Source organism: Actinoallomurus sp. NBC_01490 (genome assembly GCF_036227085.1).
GTDB classification, from domain to species: domain Bacteria; phylum Actinomycetota; class Actinomycetes; order Streptosporangiales; family Streptosporangiaceae; genus Actinoallomurus; species Actinoallomurus oryzae.
On sequence record NZ_CP109433.1, the window covers coordinates 4,978,683 to 4,994,841 of the forward strand.

The 16,159-nt window shown below is 69.0% G+C and carries 14 protein-coding genes; 5 read left to right on the plus strand and 9 right to left on the minus strand.

Annotated features, from left to right (window positions below):
• Positions 1-52 precede the first annotated feature (52 nt).
• Together OG417_RS23535 and OG417_RS23540 are read left to right on the plus strand one after the other, a co-directional pair.
• Positions 53-1,645: a sensor histidine kinase gene (locus tag OG417_RS23535; RefSeq protein WP_329259960.1), complete on the plus strand. Its 1,593-nt coding sequence runs from the start codon at positions 53-55 to the stop codon at positions 1,643-1,645.
• Between the two features lie 5 nt (positions 1,646-1,650).
• Entirely contained in the window at positions 1,651-2,316 is a 666-nt protein-coding gene (locus OG417_RS23540) for a response regulator (RefSeq protein WP_329262490.1), read from the plus strand.
• Here the strand turns inward: OG417_RS23540 and OG417_RS23545 are convergent.
• Together OG417_RS23545 and OG417_RS23550 are read right to left on the minus strand one after the other, a co-directional pair.
• On the minus strand, positions 2,306-3,286 hold the full coding sequence (locus tag OG417_RS23545) for an ABC transporter ATP-binding protein (RefSeq protein ID WP_329259963.1): 981 nt from the start codon (positions 3,284-3,286) through the stop codon (positions 2,306-2,308). The genes OG417_RS23540 and OG417_RS23545 overlap by 11 nt on opposite strands.
• A gap of 2 nt (positions 3,287-3,288) precedes the next feature.
• The gene (locus tag OG417_RS23550; protein ID WP_329259967.1) at positions 3,289-4,092 is read right to left on the minus strand and encodes an ABC transporter permease; all 804 of its coding nucleotides are present in this window, start codon (positions 4,090-4,092) and stop codon (positions 3,289-3,291) included.
• Positions 4,093-4,190: 98 nt separating this feature from the next.
• Here OG417_RS23550 and OG417_RS23555 point away from each other — a divergent pair, with 98 nt between their 5' ends.
• Complete coding sequence (locus OG417_RS23555; protein WP_329259970.1) at positions 4,191-4,739, plus strand: hypothetical protein; 549 nt, start codon at positions 4,191-4,193, stop codon at positions 4,737-4,739.
• A 6-nt stretch (positions 4,740-4,745) separates the two neighbouring features.
• Here OG417_RS23555 and OG417_RS23560 read toward each other — a convergent pair whose 3' ends face one another.
• From OG417_RS23560 to aceA, 3 genes are all read right to left on the minus strand, one after another.
• On the minus strand, positions 4,746-5,531 hold the full coding sequence (locus OG417_RS23560) for an ABC transporter permease (protein WP_329259973.1): 786 nt from the start codon (positions 5,529-5,531) through the stop codon (positions 4,746-4,748).
• 143 nt (positions 5,532-5,674) lie between these two features.
• Entirely contained in the window at positions 5,675-7,120 is a 1,446-nt protein-coding gene (locus OG417_RS23565) for a M1 family metallopeptidase (protein ID WP_329259976.1), read from the minus strand.
• A 167-nt stretch (positions 7,121-7,287) separates the two neighbouring features.
• On the minus strand, positions 7,288-8,589 hold the full coding sequence (gene aceA / locus OG417_RS23570) for an isocitrate lyase (protein ID WP_442875759.1): 1,302 nt from the start codon (positions 8,587-8,589) through the stop codon (positions 7,288-7,290).
• A gap of 145 nt (positions 8,590-8,734) precedes the next feature.
• Between aceA and OG417_RS23575 the strand changes: the two genes are divergently transcribed.
• Positions 8,735-10,171 (plus strand): helix-turn-helix domain-containing protein, encoded by a 1,437-nt coding sequence (locus tag OG417_RS23575; protein WP_329259982.1) that lies wholly within the window; start codon positions 8,735-8,737, stop codon positions 10,169-10,171.
• Between the two features lie 61 nt (positions 10,172-10,232).
• On the opposite strand, the gene OG417_RS23580 is transcribed toward OG417_RS23575, so the two are convergent.
• Positions 10,233-11,501 carry an MCE family protein gene (locus OG417_RS23580; RefSeq protein WP_329259985.1) on the minus strand — a complete coding sequence of 423 codons (1,269 nt, stop codon included), beginning with the start codon at positions 11,499-11,501 and terminating at the stop codon, positions 10,233-10,235.
• A 236-nt stretch (positions 11,502-11,737) separates the two neighbouring features.
• Here OG417_RS23580 and OG417_RS23585 point away from each other — a divergent pair, with 236 nt between their 5' ends.
• Positions 11,738-12,967 (plus strand): acyl-CoA dehydrogenase family protein, encoded by a 1,230-nt coding sequence (locus OG417_RS23585; RefSeq protein ID WP_329259988.1) that lies wholly within the window; start codon positions 11,738-11,740, stop codon positions 12,965-12,967.
• Here OG417_RS23585 and OG417_RS23590 read toward each other — a convergent pair.
• The 3 genes from OG417_RS23590 to OG417_RS23600 form a co-directional block, all read right to left on the minus strand.
• Positions 12,853-13,707, minus strand: coding sequence for a TetR family transcriptional regulator C-terminal domain-containing protein (locus OG417_RS23590; protein WP_329259991.1), 855 nt, complete (start codon positions 13,705-13,707; stop codon positions 12,853-12,855). The two genes, OG417_RS23585 and OG417_RS23590, sit on opposite strands and share 115 nt — an antisense overlap.
• Positions 13,708-14,293: 586 nt before the next feature.
• Positions 14,294-14,914 (minus strand): TetR/AcrR family transcriptional regulator, encoded by a 621-nt coding sequence (locus tag OG417_RS23595; RefSeq protein WP_329262493.1) that lies wholly within the window; start codon positions 14,912-14,914, stop codon positions 14,294-14,296.
• A gap of 557 nt (positions 14,915-15,471) precedes the next feature.
• Positions 15,472-15,612, minus strand: coding sequence for a hypothetical protein (locus OG417_RS23600; RefSeq protein WP_329259994.1), 141 nt, complete (start codon positions 15,610-15,612; stop codon positions 15,472-15,474).
• Positions 15,613-16,159: the final 547 nt, after the last annotated feature.

Consider the following 16,159-nt stretch of genomic DNA (forward strand, 5'->3'; position numbering starts at 1 on the left):
CGTTCTGCGCGCGGAGACGGGTGAAGCCCTGTTCGGTTACGGTTTGCACGTCATGCCCAGGCGTCCCCGCATCCGCTTCGCCCACCAGGTGCTGATTCTGCAGATCGGCGTCGTGGTGCTCGTCGCCGTGACAGGGTACGGCATGGCCGCCTGGGTGCAGCGCGACGAACTGCGTCACCAGTTCGGCTGGCGCGCGCTGACCCTCGCCCGCGCCGTCGCCTCCGACCCCGTGATCGGCGACGCCGTGGCGAGCGGCGACCCGCAGGGCGTGGTCGAGGACCGCGCGGAGCGGTTCCGCGAGGCCACCGGCGCGCTGTTCGTCGTCGTCACCGACCGGCGCGGCATCCGCCTGGCCCATCCCAACCGCGCCGAGATCGGGCGGAGGGTCAGCACCGATCCGTCGGCCGCCCTGTCCGGGCACGAGGTCGTCGTCATCGAGCGCGGCACCCTCGGGCTGTCCGCGCGCGGCAAGGTCCCGCTCTATGACCACGTGGGGACCCTCGTCGGCGAGGTCAGCGTCGGGTTCGACGCCGGTGAGATCGACCGGCGCGTGCACCGCACGCTGGCGATCGCGGCCGGGCTGGCCGCGGGCACGGTCCTGCTCGGCGTGGCGGCCTCCGCCGGGATCGGCCGGCGCCTGAAACGCCAGACCCTGGGGCTCGAACCGCACGAACTCGCCGAACTGGTCCAGGAGCGCGAGGCCGTGCTGCACGGGATCAGCGAGGGCGTGCTCGCGCTCGACGACGGCGGCCGGGTGACGGTCTGCAACGAGGAGGCCGCGCGGCTGCTCGACGTCACGCCCGCCCGCCGGACCCTCATCGCCGACCTGCCGGTGACCGGCCGCCTCAAGGCCGTGCTGGAGGGCGAGGAGGTGTCGCCCAACCTGTTCGTCGTCTCCGGTGACCGGGTCCTCGTCGTCAACCGGCGCGAGGTCAGCCACGGCGGCCGCCACCTCGGCGCGGTCATCAGCCTGCGGGACCGTACGGACGTGGAGTCGCTCGCACGCGAGCTGGACGCGGTGCGCACCCTGTTCGACGCGCTGCGAGCCCAGCGGCACGAGTACGCGAACCGCCTGCACACCCTGTCCGGTCTGCTCCAGCTCGGCCACTATGAGGAGGCGGCCGGCTACATCCGCGCCCTCGCCGAGGTCCCCGCAGCCAAGGAGGAGCCGCCGGGCAGCGTGCCCGACCCGTACCTGGGCGCCTTCCTCGCGGCCAAGGCCGCCGTCGCGGTCGAGAAGGGGGTCGAGTTGGAGATCGCCGAGACCACCTGGGTGCCGGGTCGCGTGTCCGAGCCGCTCGATGTGACCACGGTCCTGGGCAACCTCGTGGAGAACGCCCTGGAGGCCGCACGGCTCGGCCGCCGCCGGCCCGCGCGCGTCGAGGTCGAGCTGCTCGGCGACGGCCACGACCTGCACGTCACCGTGACCGACTCCGGCGAGGGCGTGCCGGAGGACCTGAAAGAGGCGATCTTCCGCGACGGCGTTTCCACGCGCCAGGGCGACGGCGAGCGGCCGCGCGGCCTCGGCCTCGCGCTCGCCCGTACGGCGGCGCGGGCGCGCGGCGGCGACGTCACCCTGGTCGACCCCGGCGAGGACGACGCGGGCGCCGTCTTCGTGGCCCGGCTCCCGGAGGTGCTCAATTGATCGACGTGCTGGTGGTCGACGATGATTTCCGCGTCGCCCAGGTCCACGCCGGGTTCGTCGAGCTCGTGCCCGGTTTCCGCGTCGCCGGCCGGGCCCGTACCGCGGCCGACGCGCGGGCCAAGGCGCCCGGCGCGGACCTCGTGCTGCTCGACGTCTACCTGCCCGACGAGTCGGGCCTGAACCTGCTGCCCTACCTGACCGCGGACGTGATCATGGCTACCGCGGCGACCGACCGGGAGTCGGTGCGCACGGCGTTCTCCCGCGGCGCGCTGCACTACCTGATCAAGCCCTTCACCGCCGCCGAGCTGGGGGAGCGGCTGCGTGCCTACGCGCGGTACCGCGAACGGCTGGCGGTCCGCGGGCAGCTGACGCAGGACGACGTCGACCGGGCGGTACGCGTGCTGTACGACGCGCCGCGCGGCGCGCCCCGGGTGGTGAAGGGCCAGTCGCCGGTCACGTCGCGGCTCGTCGCCGAGGCGCTCCGCCGGGCCGACCGGCCCCGCTCGGCGGCGGAGATCTCCGAAGAGGTCGGGATCTCCCGCGCGACGGCCCAGCGGTACCTCGCCTCGCTGGCGCAGTCCGGCCGGGCGCTGGTGACACTGCGGTACGGCAGCACCGGACGCCCCGAGCACGAGTACGTCTGGTGCCCCGGGGCCTCCCTCACGACGTGACGCCGCGCCCGCCGTGCCCGGCGGGGACCCCCGTGCGGTACAGGCGGGTGATGAGGTCCTCGATGTCGGGTTCGCGCAGGGAGATGTCCTCCACCTCGTGCCGTTCGGCGACGGCCGCGACCACCGCGGCGGCGTTGCCGCCGGACGGGATGGCCAGCCACTGCCGCGGCCCGTCGGTGCGGACGGCCCGGGCGCCCTCGACCTTGATCGGCGGCGCCGGACGCGCGAGGTCGACGACGAGGATCCGGTCGGCGTCGAGGGTGCCGCGCAGCTCCGGCAGCGACCCGTCGTAGGCCAGCCGCCCGTGGTCGATGACCATCACGCGGCGGCAGAGGCGTTCGACGTCGCCCAGGTCGTGCGTGGTGAGCAGGATCGTGGTGCCGCGTTCTTCGTTGAGCCGGGTCAGGAAGGCGCGCACGGTCGCCTTGCTGATGACGTCGAGGCCGATCGTCGGCTCGTCGAGCACGAGCAGCTCCGGGTCGTGCACGAGCGCCGCCGCGAGGTCGCCGCGCATGCGCTGCCCGAGGCTGAGCTGCCGCACCGGGGTGTCGAGGAAGGACCCGAGGTCCAGCAGCTCGGTCAGCTCGGCGAGCCGCGTCCGGTGCACCGAGCGCTCGACCCGGTACAGGTGGCGTACGAGGGTCAGGCTGTCGCGCAGCGGCAGGTCCCACCACAGCGTGGTGCGCTGCCCGAACACCACGCCGATGCGCCGGGCCAGGGCCGTACGCTGACGCGACGGGTCCAGGCCGGCCACCCGCACCCGCCCCGACGACGGCGTGAGGATGCCGGTCAGCATCTTGATCGTGGTCGACTTGCCGGCTCCGTTCGGGCCGAGGTAGCCGACGAACTCGCCCGCCGCGACGGTGAAGGAGATCCGGTCGACCGCGTCCACGAGCGTGCGATCACGGCGCAGCAGCCCGGTGCGGCGCCGCAGGGTGAAGGACTTGACGACCTCGTCCACCTCGATCAACGTCAGCTCCCCGTCGACTGGTAACGGCGCAGCCCCCCGCGCCAGGCGAGGGCGGCGAGCACGGACAGCGCCGCCGCGACGAGCGGCGACGCGAAGCGGAAGAACACCGGCAGGCCGAGCGGGTCGGGCCGGCCCAGGACGTACAGCGCCGGCTCCCAGTTGACGAAGGCCAGCGGCAGCACCCAGGTCAGGCCGCGCAGGACGTCGCGGCCGAAGATGCTCAGCGGGTACTGCGTGAGGAAGCCGCCGCCGTAGGTGATCGAGTTACCCGCCTGCTTGCCGTCGACGACCACGAACTGCCACGCCGCGGTGAGCACCCAGAGCGCCCAGAAGATCCACAGACCGCCCGCGACCATGAGCGGGAGCAGGGCCACCCGCGCGGGGGTCCAGTGCACGTCCAGGCGGGTGAGCGCCACCACGAGCATGGTCGCGGTCGGGATCAGCTTGCCCAGCCGGCGCGGGTTGAAGTCCTCGGTGGCGATCTGCAGGAGCGGGCTCACCGGGCGCAGCAGCACGGTGTCGAGGGTGCCCTTCCGTATGTGCTCGCCGAGCCGCTCGACCGTGCCGATCGTGATGTCGGCCAGCGCCAGGCACAGCCCCGACGTGGCGTACAGGAACATCACCTCGGCCAGGGAGAACCCACCGAGCCGCGACGTGTGCGCGAACATGATCAGGATCGCGACCAGGTCGAGCGAGCTGGACACCGCCTGTGTGATCAGCAGCATCACCATGGAGGCGGGGTACTGCGCGGCCGACCGCGTCCAGGTGCCGGCGAGCAGGAGGTACAGGCGTAGGGCCTCAACCATCGTCCACCTCCGGCCTCCGCCGCGCCCTTGATGGGCGGCCGGTCGCGGGTGTGAGATCGCTCGGGAGCCCGGAGGACCGGAGGCGGAAGGACGCGAGGATGCGCCGATGGCAGTGGGCCGTCGCCGTGGCGTCGGCCATGGGCGTGACCGCGTGCTCGCCTTCCGGCGCGGGCGGGGAGCCGGTGCGCGCGACCCCGCCGTCCGTGGCCCCGTCCCCGTCGGTGCGGACCGTCGCCCCGGGGCACGCCTGCCTCATTCGCCACGGCACCGAGGGCGGGCGCGACCACGGGCTGGTGAGCGTCGGCTCCCACCCCAGCGGGGTCGTCGCCGTGTGGTTTCCCGGAATGAACCAGCGGCCCTGCCGGGCGGCGCTGACCCGCGGGAACGCCGAGGTGGCGCGGCGCCTCGCCAAGGACATCAGGGCGGCGCCGAAGTGGCCGTCCGGAGCGTTCAACTGCCCGAGCGACGACCGCCGCGGCGCGCGGCTGTACTTCCAGCGGTCCGGGTCCGCGCTCGCGGACCTGGTCGACCTCCGGCTCTCCGGCTGCCGGGGAATCGACGCCCCGGGACGGAGTCCCCGCTGGATGACCGAACGGCTCTTCCGCGACCTCTCGTCGATCGAGCCCGCTCCGTGGCGCCCGCGGTGACGTGCGTCAGCCACCGTTGACCACCAGCTTTCGCCGCGCGGCCGACGTGAGCAGCCGTCCGGCGCCGAGGAGCGCCACGGCCCAGGCGGCCTGGAAGGCGTACACGGCGAACAGATCGGTGCGCTTGCCGAGGAAGACGTCGGCCGGAAGCTGGATCAGCGCCGCCCAGGGAAGCAGGTGGGCCACCGTGCCGAGCCAGCCGGGGAAGACCACCAGCGGGACGGTCAGCCCGGAGAAGAACATCGAGGTGATCAGGCTGATGCCGTTCACGCCGCGGTCGTCGTGCACCCAGAACACCACGAGCGAGGTGAGGTAGCGCAAGCCGAAGCTCACGAGCATGGCGAGCAGCACCGCCCCGGCGAAGGCGGCCCAGGTCGCCGGCGCGGGCCAGCGCAGCGGGAAGACGAGCCAGCCGGCGAGCAGCGGCAGCGTGCCACGCGACACTAGCGCGAACGCGGTGCGGCCGATGTCGTCGGCCAGCCACCAGCCCTGCAGGTCGGCGGGCCGGTGCAGGTCGACCGCGACGTCGCCGGTGCGGATGCGCTCGGTCAGGTCCAGGCCGCCGCCGAAGATGCGCATCGGCTCGATCAGGGCCTGGGTGAGGAAGCTGAACGTGATGGCGTCGGCCACGTCGTACCCGCCGAGCGAGGGCCGCGCGTGCCACAGCGCGATCAGCACGCCCGCGCGGATGAAGCCGAAGATCGTGTTGGTGAAGGTCGCCGAGAGTGCGGCGATGCGGTACGTGCCGTGGCGCCGGAACGCGTAGGCCGCGATCCAGGCGTAGAGCCGCATCGTGTCGCACCCCTTACCCATCGTGACCGTCCGGGCGCTGCCGGAAACCGCGGCGCGCGACATCGCCGGCTGACACCGTACGGTGACACGGCACCGCCCGCCACACCTTTTCGGCGTGGCGGGCGGCGGCGCGGAACAGGCGGTCAGCCCTGGGGCAGCGGAGGCCGGCCGGGGGAGTACAGCCAGGTGTGGAAGAAGGAGCCGAGGTCCTGGTGCGCCACCTTGCTCGCGAGCGCGGTGAACTGCTCGGTGCTCCCGTTGCCGTACTTGTGCTGCTCGAACCACGTGTGCAGCAGGGCGAAGAAGGCGTCGTCGCCGATCTTCTCCCGCAGGAACTCCAGCACCATGCCGCCGCCGCTGTAGACGCGGTCGTGGAACATGGTGTCGCGCTGCGGGTCGGCGATCACGACGTTCCACCACGTGTCGGTCGCGCCGTGCCGGTTGTAGGTGGTGCGGGCCTGGTCGTGGACGGTCGCTCCGCCCTGCTTCTCGGCCCACAGCCACTGGGCGAACGTCGCGAAGCTCTCGTTGAGCCAGACGTCGTTCCAGTCCTGCACCGAGACCGCGTCGCCGAACCACTGGTGCGCCAGCTCGTGCGCGATCGTGTTGGTGTTGCGCACGTCGGAGTACAGCGGGCGGGTCTGGGTCTCCAGCGAGAAGCCGATCGCCTGCCCGTCGTACGTCGCCAGGTCGGCGATCGCGCCGGTGGAGTCGAAGGCGAACTTGCCGAAGGTCTTCGACCACAGATCGGTCGCCTCGGCCGTGGTGTCCCAGAAGAACGCCATCGGGTCCGGGTGGTTCGGGTCGCGCCCGACCAGCTTCGGGTCCACCGCGACCGTCTCGGGGATCCCGCCGGGCGTCTTACCGGTCTTGAACTGCCACTGGCCGATGTCCGCGGTGGCCAGGTAGGTGGCCATCGGGTACTTCTCGTCCCAGACCCAGGTCGACCTCTCGCCCTCGGTCCGCTGGGAGACCAGCCGCCCGTTCGCGATCACCGACCGGTCCTTGGGGACGGTGACACGGAACGTGAAGGAGGCCTTGTCGCTCGGGTGGTCGTTGCTGGGGAACCAGGTCGAGGCGGCGTTGGGCTCGTCGCCCATGAAGGCGCCGTCGTCGGTGTGCACGAACCCGTACGGGGAGCCGAACACCACCGGCGAGCCGACGATCGTCTGGGGCACGCCGCCGTACGTCACGGCCACGACGAACCGCGCGCCCCGCCGGATGCCCTTGCGAGGAGTGATCTGCAGCTCCTGGCCGTCACGGGTGAACGCGGCGGGCCGCCCGTCGACGGTGACCTTGCCGACGTCGAGCTGCTGCAGGTCCAGATCGAAGCGGGAGAGGTTCTGCGTCGCCCGCGCGGTCACCGAGGTCGTGCCGTCGAGCCGGTGCGTCGCCGGGTCGTAGGAGAAGGCGACGTCGTAGTGCTGGGCGTCGTATCCTCCGTTGCCCTCCTGCGGGAAGTACGGGTCGCCGATGCCGATGGCGCCGGGGGTGAACTGGGGTCGCGTGTTCGCGAGCGCCGCCGGGGTGAGCGCGACCAGGCTTGCGGTCGTCGTGGCGATGGCCAGCAGCGCGCGTTTTTTGCGCATGTCGGTCCCTAGGTGCAGAGGATCAACCGGAAAGGGCAACTTCTACCGCCTTGTGCCCTCTGTCGGAAACTTTGACACAAAGTAGCGTTAGTCGGAAAGTTCCCGAACAAAAAGGATCCCCCGGACCGAGCCGGGGGATCCTCCACGACCTGGACGCCTGACCGTCGTCAGTGAGCCCTAACGAACTGCTCCTCTTCGGTGGAGCCCTTCAGCGCGACCGTCGAGGAGTCCGGCGAGATCGCCGTGCTGACCAGGTCGAAGTAACCGGTACCGACCTCGCGCTGGTGCTTGGTCGCGGTGTAGCCGGACGCCTCGTCGGCGAACTCCGCCTCCTGTAGCTCCACGTAGGACGTCATGCCATCCTCGGCGTAGCCCTTGGCGAGGTGGAACATCGAATGGTTGAGCGAGTGGAAGCCGGCCAGCGTGATGAACTGGAACTTGTACCCCATGTGCCCCAGCTCCCGCTGGAACTTGGCGATCGTCGCGTCGTCGAGGTGCTTCTTCCAGTTGAACGACGGCGAGCAGTTGTAGGCGAGCATCTGGTCGGGGTACTCCGCCTTGATCGCCTCGGCGAACTGCTGGGCGACGTCGAGGTCCGGCGTGCCGGTCTCCATCCAGAGCAGGTCGGAGTACGGCGCGTAGGCCAGGCCCCGGGCGATGCAGGACGAGATGCCGTTCCGCACCCGGTAGAAGCCCTCGGCGGTGCGCTCCCCGGTGATGAACCGCTGGTCGCGCTCGTCCACGTCGCTCGTGATCAGCGTCGCGGCCTGGGCGTCGGTCCGCGCGACGATCAGCGAGGGAACGCCGGACACGTCGGCCGCGAGGCGGGCGGCGTTCAGCGTCTTGATGTGCTGGCCGGTCGGGATGAGCACCTTGCCGCCCAGGTGGCCGCACTTCTTCTCCGAGGCGAGCTGGTCCTCCCAGTGCACACCGGCGGCGCCTGCCGCGATCATGCCCTTCATCAGCTCGAAGGCGTTGAGCACACCGCCGAAGCCGGCCTCGGCGTCGGCCACGATCGGAGCGAGCCAGTACGGAGCCTTCTCGTCGCCCTCCGACCAGGAGATCTGGTCGGCACGCATGAGGGCGTTGTTGATGCGGCGCACGACGGCGGGGACCGAGTTGGCCGGGTACAGGCTCTGGTCCGGGTAGGTCTGCCCGCCGAGGTTGGCGTCGGCGGCCACCTGCCAGCCGGACAGGTAGATCGCCTTCAGGCCCGCGCGCACCTGCTGGACCGCCTGGTTCCCGGTCAGCGCGCCGAGCGCGTTGATGTACTCGTCCTCGTGCAGGAGCCGCCAGAGCCGCTCGGCGCCCAGGCGGGCCAGCGTGTGCTCCTCCTGCACCGAGCCACGCAACCGGACGACGTCCTCGGCGGTGTAGTCACGATCGATGTTCGCCCAGCGCGGGTCGGTCTCCCACTGATGCTGCAGCTCCTCGGCTGCGCCCTTGAGGCGACGGTCACTCATGTCGATGCCCTCCTATGTCGTCCCCTGGGTGCGTATGCCTCAAGTGTCTGGCCGAGGCCGGTCGTAGTGAACCGAGGAGTAACAAGAAGAACTATGAAAATTCTGTTAGGGTGAAGCTGTGACGGGCTTTCATAAAGAAGAAACGCTGAACTTGACGAATGGTCTAGACCTTGTGACGTTCGGCCAGCGGATGCGCCATCTTCGCAAGGTTCGCGGTTACACCCTCTCCGACCTGGGTGAACGCGTGGGCCGGGCGCCCTCACAGCTCTCACTCCTGGAGAACGGCCGGCGTGAGCCGAAGCTGTCACTGCTCCAGGCGCTCGCCACCGCCCTCGAGGTTCCGATCGAGGAACTTCTCCGCAAACAGCCTCCGAACCGGCGCGCCCAGCTCGAGATCGCGATCGAGGAGGCTCAGCGCGACCCGCTGTACCAGAGCCTGGGGCTGCCCCATCTCAAGATCGGTAAGCGGGTGCCCAACGACGTCCTCGAACACCTGCTCGCCATGTACGAGGAGGTCAAGCGGAGCCGCACCAAGCCGACCGCGAGCCCGGAGGACGCGCGGAAGGCCAACGCCGAGCTGCGCCGGCAGATGCACGACCGGGGCAACTACTTCGGCGAGATCGAGGAGGTCGCCGCCAAGACCCTGGAGGCCGTCGGCTACCGGGCGGGCGCGCTCTCCCAGGGGATGCTGCTCTCGCTCGTCACCAACTTCGGCTTCAGCCTCCGCTACGTGCAGGACCTGCCGCGGTCCGTACGGTCCGTCACCGACCTGCGCAACCGGAGGATCTACCTCGAACGCCAGCAGCTCGGCATGCACACGCCCCGCACGATCCTGCTGCAGACGCTCGGGCACATCGCCCTCGGGCACGCGGTGCCCAAGGACTTCGCCGACTTCCTCCGCCAGCGGGTCGAGGCCAACTACTACGCCGCCGCCACGCTCCTGCCCGAGCGGTCGGTCGTGCCGTACCTCCAGGAGGCCAAGGCCGACCGGGAGCTGTCCATCGAGGACCTGTGCGACGTCTTCTCGGTGTCGTACGAGATGGCCGCCCACCGGTTCACCAACCTGGCCACGCACCACCTCGATCTCCCGGTCCACTTCACCAAGAACGACCAGAGCGGCACGATCTACAAGGCCTACGCCAACGACGGGCTGGTCTTCCCCTCCGACGAGCACGGCGCGATCGAGGGGCAGCGGATGTGCCGTCAGTGGGCCGGGCGGCACGTCTTCAACGCCGACGACCGCTTCTCGATCTACTACCAGTACACCGACACGCCCACCGGCACGTACTGGTGCCTCTCCCACATCGACCCCAGCCACGAGAAGGAGTTCGCGATCACGCTCGGCGTGCCGTTCGAGCACTCCCGCTGGTTCCGCGGCCGCGACACCAAGCGCCGGGTGACCTCGGCCTGCCCCGACGGCGACTGCTGCCAGCTGCCCCCGGCCGCGCTGGCCCAGCGCTGGCAGGGCTACGCCTGGCCCTCGGCCCGCGCGCACTCCCACGTGCTGTCCGTCCTGCCGCCGGGCGCCTTCCCCGGCGTGGACGAGGTGGACGTCTACGAGTTCCTCGACCAGCACGCGTCCGGCTGACGTCACGGCACCGTGGCGGCCCGTGACCGCGGCGGCGGACGACCTCGGCTCGGCCGGCTGATCAGGGAGTGCTCGGCGGCGAGAGGATGCCGCCGAAGGTCGGGTCGGGGTTGGTGGAGCTCTTGGAGCTCGGGCTCCGGCCCTGCGCCGGTGCGTTGCCGCCGTACGCGTCCGCGGGCGGCGGGACGACGTCGTAGTGCGTCGTCGCCGTCGTCAACCCGGACAGATCCAGGCCGAGACTGTTGAGCGGCACGCCGAGGGCGTTGAGCGGCTTGAGCAGCGCCTCGCACTGCTTGGGCGGCGCGCCGAGGGAGTAGGCCAGCGAGCACAGCCACATGGCGATGTTCTGCGACTGCTGCAGGTTGAGGCGCGCGTGCAGCGTGCCGTCCTGCGGGTCGTAGACGTTGACCGCGTTGGAGGCGGCCACCGGCGCCTTGTCCAGGAACTGCTGCAGCGCGGCCTTCTCCTTGACCAGGACACCGGTGATCTGCGCGAGTCCCTGGACGTTCGCGGCGATCTCGGTCTTGTTCTGCTTGACGAAGCTCGCGACCTCCCGCAGCGCCACCGACAGGCTGCTGACCGCAGCCCGCAGCTCGGCCTTCTCGCCGTTGAGGGTGCTCGACACCGAGGCGAGGTTCTGGGAGAAGGAGCGGATCTGCCGGTCGCTCGCGGCCATCGCCTGGGTGATCTTGGCGAGGTTCTGCACCGTCTGGGTGGCGTTGCCGCGGTTGTCGGACAGGATCCGGCTGACGTCGGACAGGTCCTGAAGGGTCTGCTTGAAGCTCTCACCCTGCCCGTCGAGGGTCTGCGCGCTCGACTTGAGCAGCCGGGACAGCGAGCCGTTGGCGTTGGCGCCCTGCGGGCCGAGGGCCTTGGTCAGCTCGTTGACCGCCTGGTTGGCATCGTCCAGCTCGACCGGTACGGCCGTACTCGACAGCGAGAGCGTGGCGCCGTCCTTGAGTGCCGCGCCGCCGCGGTACACCGGGGTGAACTGGATGTAGCGGTCGGCGACCAGCGACGGCACGATGATCACGGCCTGGGCACTGGCCGGAATCTTGCGCTTGGCGTCGTAGGCCATCTTGACCTCGACCATGTTGCCCTTGGGCGTGACCTTGGTGACCTTGCCGACCTTCACCCCGAGGACGCGGACCTCCGTGCCGGGGTAGACACCCGTGGCGCGCTCGAAGTAGGCGGTGACATGGGTCTTGGGCCCGCCGGGCCACAGCACCGCCACGAGCGAGGCGGCCACGATGACGACGAGCAGGAGTGCGCCGTACGCGAGTACGGGAGTGCGGGCATTCCGACGACGGCCGGAGCGGAGCAGACCCACGCAAGCTCCCATTCTTCTGGAGTGACCTGGGCGGAGCGCGAAATAAGTTACCTCTTACCGCAGGCCGGGGGTACCGGTTGTTACAGCCTCGTGACTCCTCATGCACGAAGTCAACGGTCTTCTGCCGCGATTGTGACACTGGCCACGATGTTACCGGCGGTAACGTCGTCGGGTCTAGGCTTAAGAGACACCGAGTCCAATAGTCCGGCCTTTGGCCGCCCCGAGACGGAGGAAACATGTCGGACGACGGCGCCCCGGCCTTCTCGCTCGAACTGCCCGAGGACATCCAGCAGGTCAAGGAGTGGGTGCACGAGTTCGCCAAGGACGTCATCCGGCCCGCGGGCGAGGAGTGGGACGAGCGGGAGGAGACGCCGTGGCCGATCCTCCAGGAGGCGGCCAAGATCGGCCTGTACTCGCTCGACTTCTTCGCCCAGCAGTGGTTCGAGGAGTCCGGTCTCGGCATCCCGGTCGCCTTCGAGGAGCTGTTCTGGGGTGACGCGGGCATCGGCCTGTCCCTGGTCGGTTCCGGCCTGGCCGCCGTGTCGGTCGCGGCCACCGGCACGCCCGAGCAGACGGGGGAGTGGGTGCCCCAGATGTTCGGCACGCCGGACGACGTGAAGCTCGGCGCCTTCTGCGCCTCCGAGCCCGACGCCGGCTCCGACGTCGGCTCGATCCGTACCCGCGCGGAGTACGACGAGGCCAAGGACGAGTGGGTGATCAACGGCACGAAGACCTGGGCGACGAACGGCGGCATCGCGAACGTGCACGTCGTCGTCGCGTCGGTCGACCCGTCACTCGGCGCGCGCGGCCAGGCGAGCTTCATCGTCCCGCCCGGCACTCCCGGCCTGTCGCAGGGCCAGAAGTTCCGCAAGCACGGCATCCGCGCCTCCCACACCGCCGAGGTCATCCTGGACGGCGTACGCGTGCCGGGTGCGTGCCTCGTCGGCGGCAAGGAGAAACTCGACGAACGCCTCGCCCGGGTGCGCGAGGGCAAGCGCGCGGCCGGCCAGGCGGCGATGCGCACGTTCGAGGCCTCCCGTCCGACCGTCGGCGCCATGGCCGTCGGCATCGCCCGCGCCGCGTACGAGTACGCCCTGGACTACGCCCGCGACCGCGAGCAGTTCGGCCGCAAGATCGGTGACTTCCAGGCGATCGCCTTCAAGCTGGCCGACATGAAGACCTCGATCGACGCCGCCCGCCTGCTGGTCTGGCGCGCCGCGTGGATGGCCCGCAACGGCAAGGACTTCGGCAGCGCGGAGGGCTCGATGGCCAAGCTGTACGCGGGCGAGACGGCGGTGAAGGTGACCGAGGAGGCCATCCAGATCCTCGGCGGCAACGGCTACACCCGCGACTACCCGGTCGAGCGCTGGCACCGCGACAGCAAGATCTTCACCATCTTCGAGGGCACGTCGGAGATCCAGCGCCTCGTCATCGGGCGCACGGTGACGGGGCTGCCGGTTCGGTAGCGTCTCCGCAGGTCGCAAGCATCGTCTAGTGGCCGTCTCTCGCTGGTTGCGTCCGTGAAAGCGGCGTAAGGGTTTCCAGCCTGACTCTGTCGGGAATTTTGGGGATCGGCCAGTTCCATGTCCAGGGCGTATTTGAAGTCGACGTGGCAGCGGGCCCCTCGGTAGCTTGTCGGTCGCCTACCGGTCGCCTTACGTGGCGCGCCGACGATCCCAAGATTCCCGACAGAGTCAAGCCAGGTGTCGGGTTCGCCGACTCGATAGCTCTCGACGTGATCGATGGCCATATTCAACGCCAGCTCCATCAGCCCGGTGTCACGCGCGGCCTTTGCAAGGAGATAGCCGCCTTGAAGTGTCGCGATCAGGCCCGTGGCGAGTGTTTCTGGATCAACTTCCATAGAGAGGGTGCCGCCATCCTGCATTCGTCGGAAGCCGTCCGCGAGTAGCTTCTCCCAATCCTTGAATGCTTGGGAAAGAATGACTCTCGCCTTTTCGTCTCGGCTCGCGTACTCGCTGGTCATGGCACCCAAAGCACAGCCATACCTGCCGCTTTGTAGCGAATTGAGTTGCATCAATGCCTTGGCCCATCGCCGTAGGCCGGCGAGAGAATCGAGTCGCTTCAGGTACTTCTGTTCGCGATTCATTGTCATTCGTACCTGTAGCGCAATGATGTCACGCACTAGGGCATCCCTGTCGCTGAAGTAATGGTAAAGCTGCGATTCGCTGCTCTTGTTCGACCGCATAGACCCTTAATGTAGATTAAGATCGGCGGCAGCTCGGATAATGCGAACCTTCGTCGCCATCCCGTACGAGGCCGGCTGAGGTGGTCGTAGCTCGCTCGGCGGCCTGTCGTCCATCGCCGCTTTCTTGAGGAGCGTGTCCCAGATATTGGACTATATGGTCCTATCTTACCATGCTCCGCGCAGGCCTGTACGGCGCGTTGCCCACTGGGCCACCGTGCTCGTTGATGTCCACGTGAACCCTGCGCTGCTGACAGACCGCCGGCCGGGCGGTGAGATGAGAGCGAAGAATGGGAGCTGACTCAGGCCTGCCGGGGGACGATCACCACGGCGTCGATGACGGAACGTCGGTGCAGGTGAGCGGCCGGCCGGCAGCGGCGGGTGACGACACCGCCGGAGATGCGAACCATGTGCGGTCTGGCATGCCTGGTTCTCGGTAGATCCGCCTGCACCTGATCCGCAATGACGGTCCTCGGCCACGCGACCGCCGATGTCACCTGTGATGTGGTCATCGTACGAGGTCGGCTGCTGGAGAAGCGTCCTCGGAAGCTTACGGTGCCGGTGCGCCATGTGCGCTTCTCCAGGCGTCCTACTCGACGAGGTGAGCCTTGATATGGCTCAACGCCATATCAAGCGCAACTTCCATGGGCTTCATGTCACGAGTCGTCTGGGTGAGCAGATATCCGCCTTGTAGCGCCGCGATGAGGCCTATGGCAAGGTGATCCGCGTCGGCGTCCGGCTTGAGCTTGCCGTTCTCCTGCATGCGTCGGAGCCCGTTCGCGATCAGCTGCTGCCATCGCGCGAAGCCGGCCGCGACGATCGCCCGTGCTTCTTCGTCATGGTCGGCGACCTCGTTCGCCATGGAGCCGAGAGCGCACCCGTACCGGCCGTTCTGCACACTGTTGAGTTGAACCAGTACGCTACGCCAACGCTGAAGTCCACTGAACGAGTTCAGGCGTTCTAGATGTTGCTCTTCACGGTCGAGAACTCGCCTTGCCCACAATCCAACAACGGCACGGACAAGTGCATCTTTATCAGCAAAATGATGGTACAGCTGTGACTTGCTGGTGCCGCTGGCCGCTCGTACGTCATCAAGAGTGGTCGCATTGACACCTCTGATGTACATGAGGTTTGCGGCCGCCTCGACGATTCGGGTCCTCGTCGCCGCGCCACGCGCCGTCAGGCGTGGTGTCTGGGAGGTCCTCTTCATCTCGGCCACAGCACAACACTACCTTGGTGTCCATCGCTTGCTGCTACCCAGGCGAAGATCTTTCGCTGTGCGCGCGCATGTCACCCAGTCATCCGCAGGGTGTCAAATCTCGTCCAGTCCCCGTCGCGCTGACCTCACGGGAAGTCGGCAGGTCGATCGTCTGCGCCAATGGTCAGGACGCAATGCTGTCATCTGCTCACCGGACTGGCGGCGTGGACCAGCGCGGCGCCTGCCGGCGGAGCGGTGTAGGCGACCGATGTGACCGTCGGTTCGCCGACCGTGCCCGCGTCGCGGCAGAAGACGGCCGCCGGGAGAAGACGTTGATCGATATCCATGGATGACGCTGCCCGTGTAACACGAATGCCGTGAGGCAAAGGAGATTGGAGGTACCGACGACTGGCCGGCGAGGAGCGTCGGTACTTGTGCGATCTGGTTTCCATGTCTCTCAATTGACGCTTCGCCGGTAGTGTCTATTGGAAATTGCGGTGGTGCCAGGCTCTCGACGTCCGAGAGAGCCGCCGATGGCGCGGGACCGCCCTCGAAGGAACGGGTACCGGTTAGAAGTCGGGGAAGGCCGGTTCGCCGTGTTCGGCGATGATGCGGTCGAGCCGCGGGCGGGCGGCCGGCACGGAGATCTGCTGGCCGATGATCGCGCGGACCGAGATCTCGAAGCCGTCTGCGGCGCCACGCGAGCACAAGCCGGGGCGGGTGGTGACCAGGCGGGCGAGCGCGGGGTCGGTGTCGAGGCCGTGTCGATGACCGGCGGGTCGGCGTCCGGGTCAAGAAGGCGCCGGATCTTCTCGGGGTGCGCGCCTCGCTCAGGATTCTGTCGTCGAGAGCGTTCTGTAGCCCGCTCATCCGGCCGCCGTGCGTGCCAAGGTGTGGCTTGCTTGCTCACTCAATGGACCCTATAGTCCACTGCGTCCGAAGTTCGGTAGACGACGAGAGGTTCCCGATGGATAACGGCCACGTCACGCCCTCGATTCGAGGAGTGATCAGCCGGGTCACCACATCGGGCCACCTCATTTCGCGTCGCGACGGCCTCAGCGGACATTCCATCCCTCCGTGTCGGTCCGTGTCCTGTTCCGGATCTATCCGTGTTCCGCCGTCACAGTGAGAGGGCTGGGTAGCGCAAGGGCCATCCGCTTGCTCCCGGGCGGGGATCCCCGCGGTGGTCGCGCGCCGGGCCCCGCGCGCCGCCGCCGGCCGCTCGGGCGGCGGCGCGGCGCGTTGTACGACCACTGT

Bases quoted from the DNA above. Each gene is read 5' to 3' on its own strand.
- OG417_RS23535 (WP_329259960.1), top strand. From the start codon at position 53: ATGCCCAGGCGTCCCCGCATCCGCTTCGCCCACCAGGTGCTGATTCTG.
- OG417_RS23550 (WP_329259967.1), bottom strand. From the start codon at position 4,092: ATGGTTGAGGCCCTACGCCTGTACCTCCTGCTCGCCGGCACCTGGACG.
- OG417_RS23555 (WP_329259970.1), top strand. From the start codon at position 4,191: ATGCGCCGATGGCAGTGGGCCGTCGCCGTGGCGTCGGCCATGGGCGTG.
- OG417_RS23560 (WP_329259973.1), bottom strand. From the start codon at position 5,531: ATGCGGCTCTACGCCTGGATCGCGGCCTACGCGTTCCGGCGCCACGGC.
- OG417_RS23565 (WP_329259976.1), bottom strand. From the start codon at position 7,120: ATGCGCAAAAAACGCGCGCTGCTGGCCATCGCCACGACGACCGCAAGC.
- OG417_RS23585 (WP_329259988.1), top strand. From the start codon at position 11,738: ATGTCGGACGACGGCGCCCCGGCCTTCTCGCTCGAACTGCCCGAGGAC.
- OG417_RS23590 (WP_329259991.1), bottom strand. From the start codon at position 13,707: ATGCGGTCGAACAAGAGCAGCGAATCGCAGCTTTACCATTACTTCAGC.
- OG417_RS23595 (WP_329262493.1), bottom strand. From the start codon at position 14,914: ATGAAGAGGACCTCCCAGACACCACGCCTGACGGCGCGTGGCGCGGCG.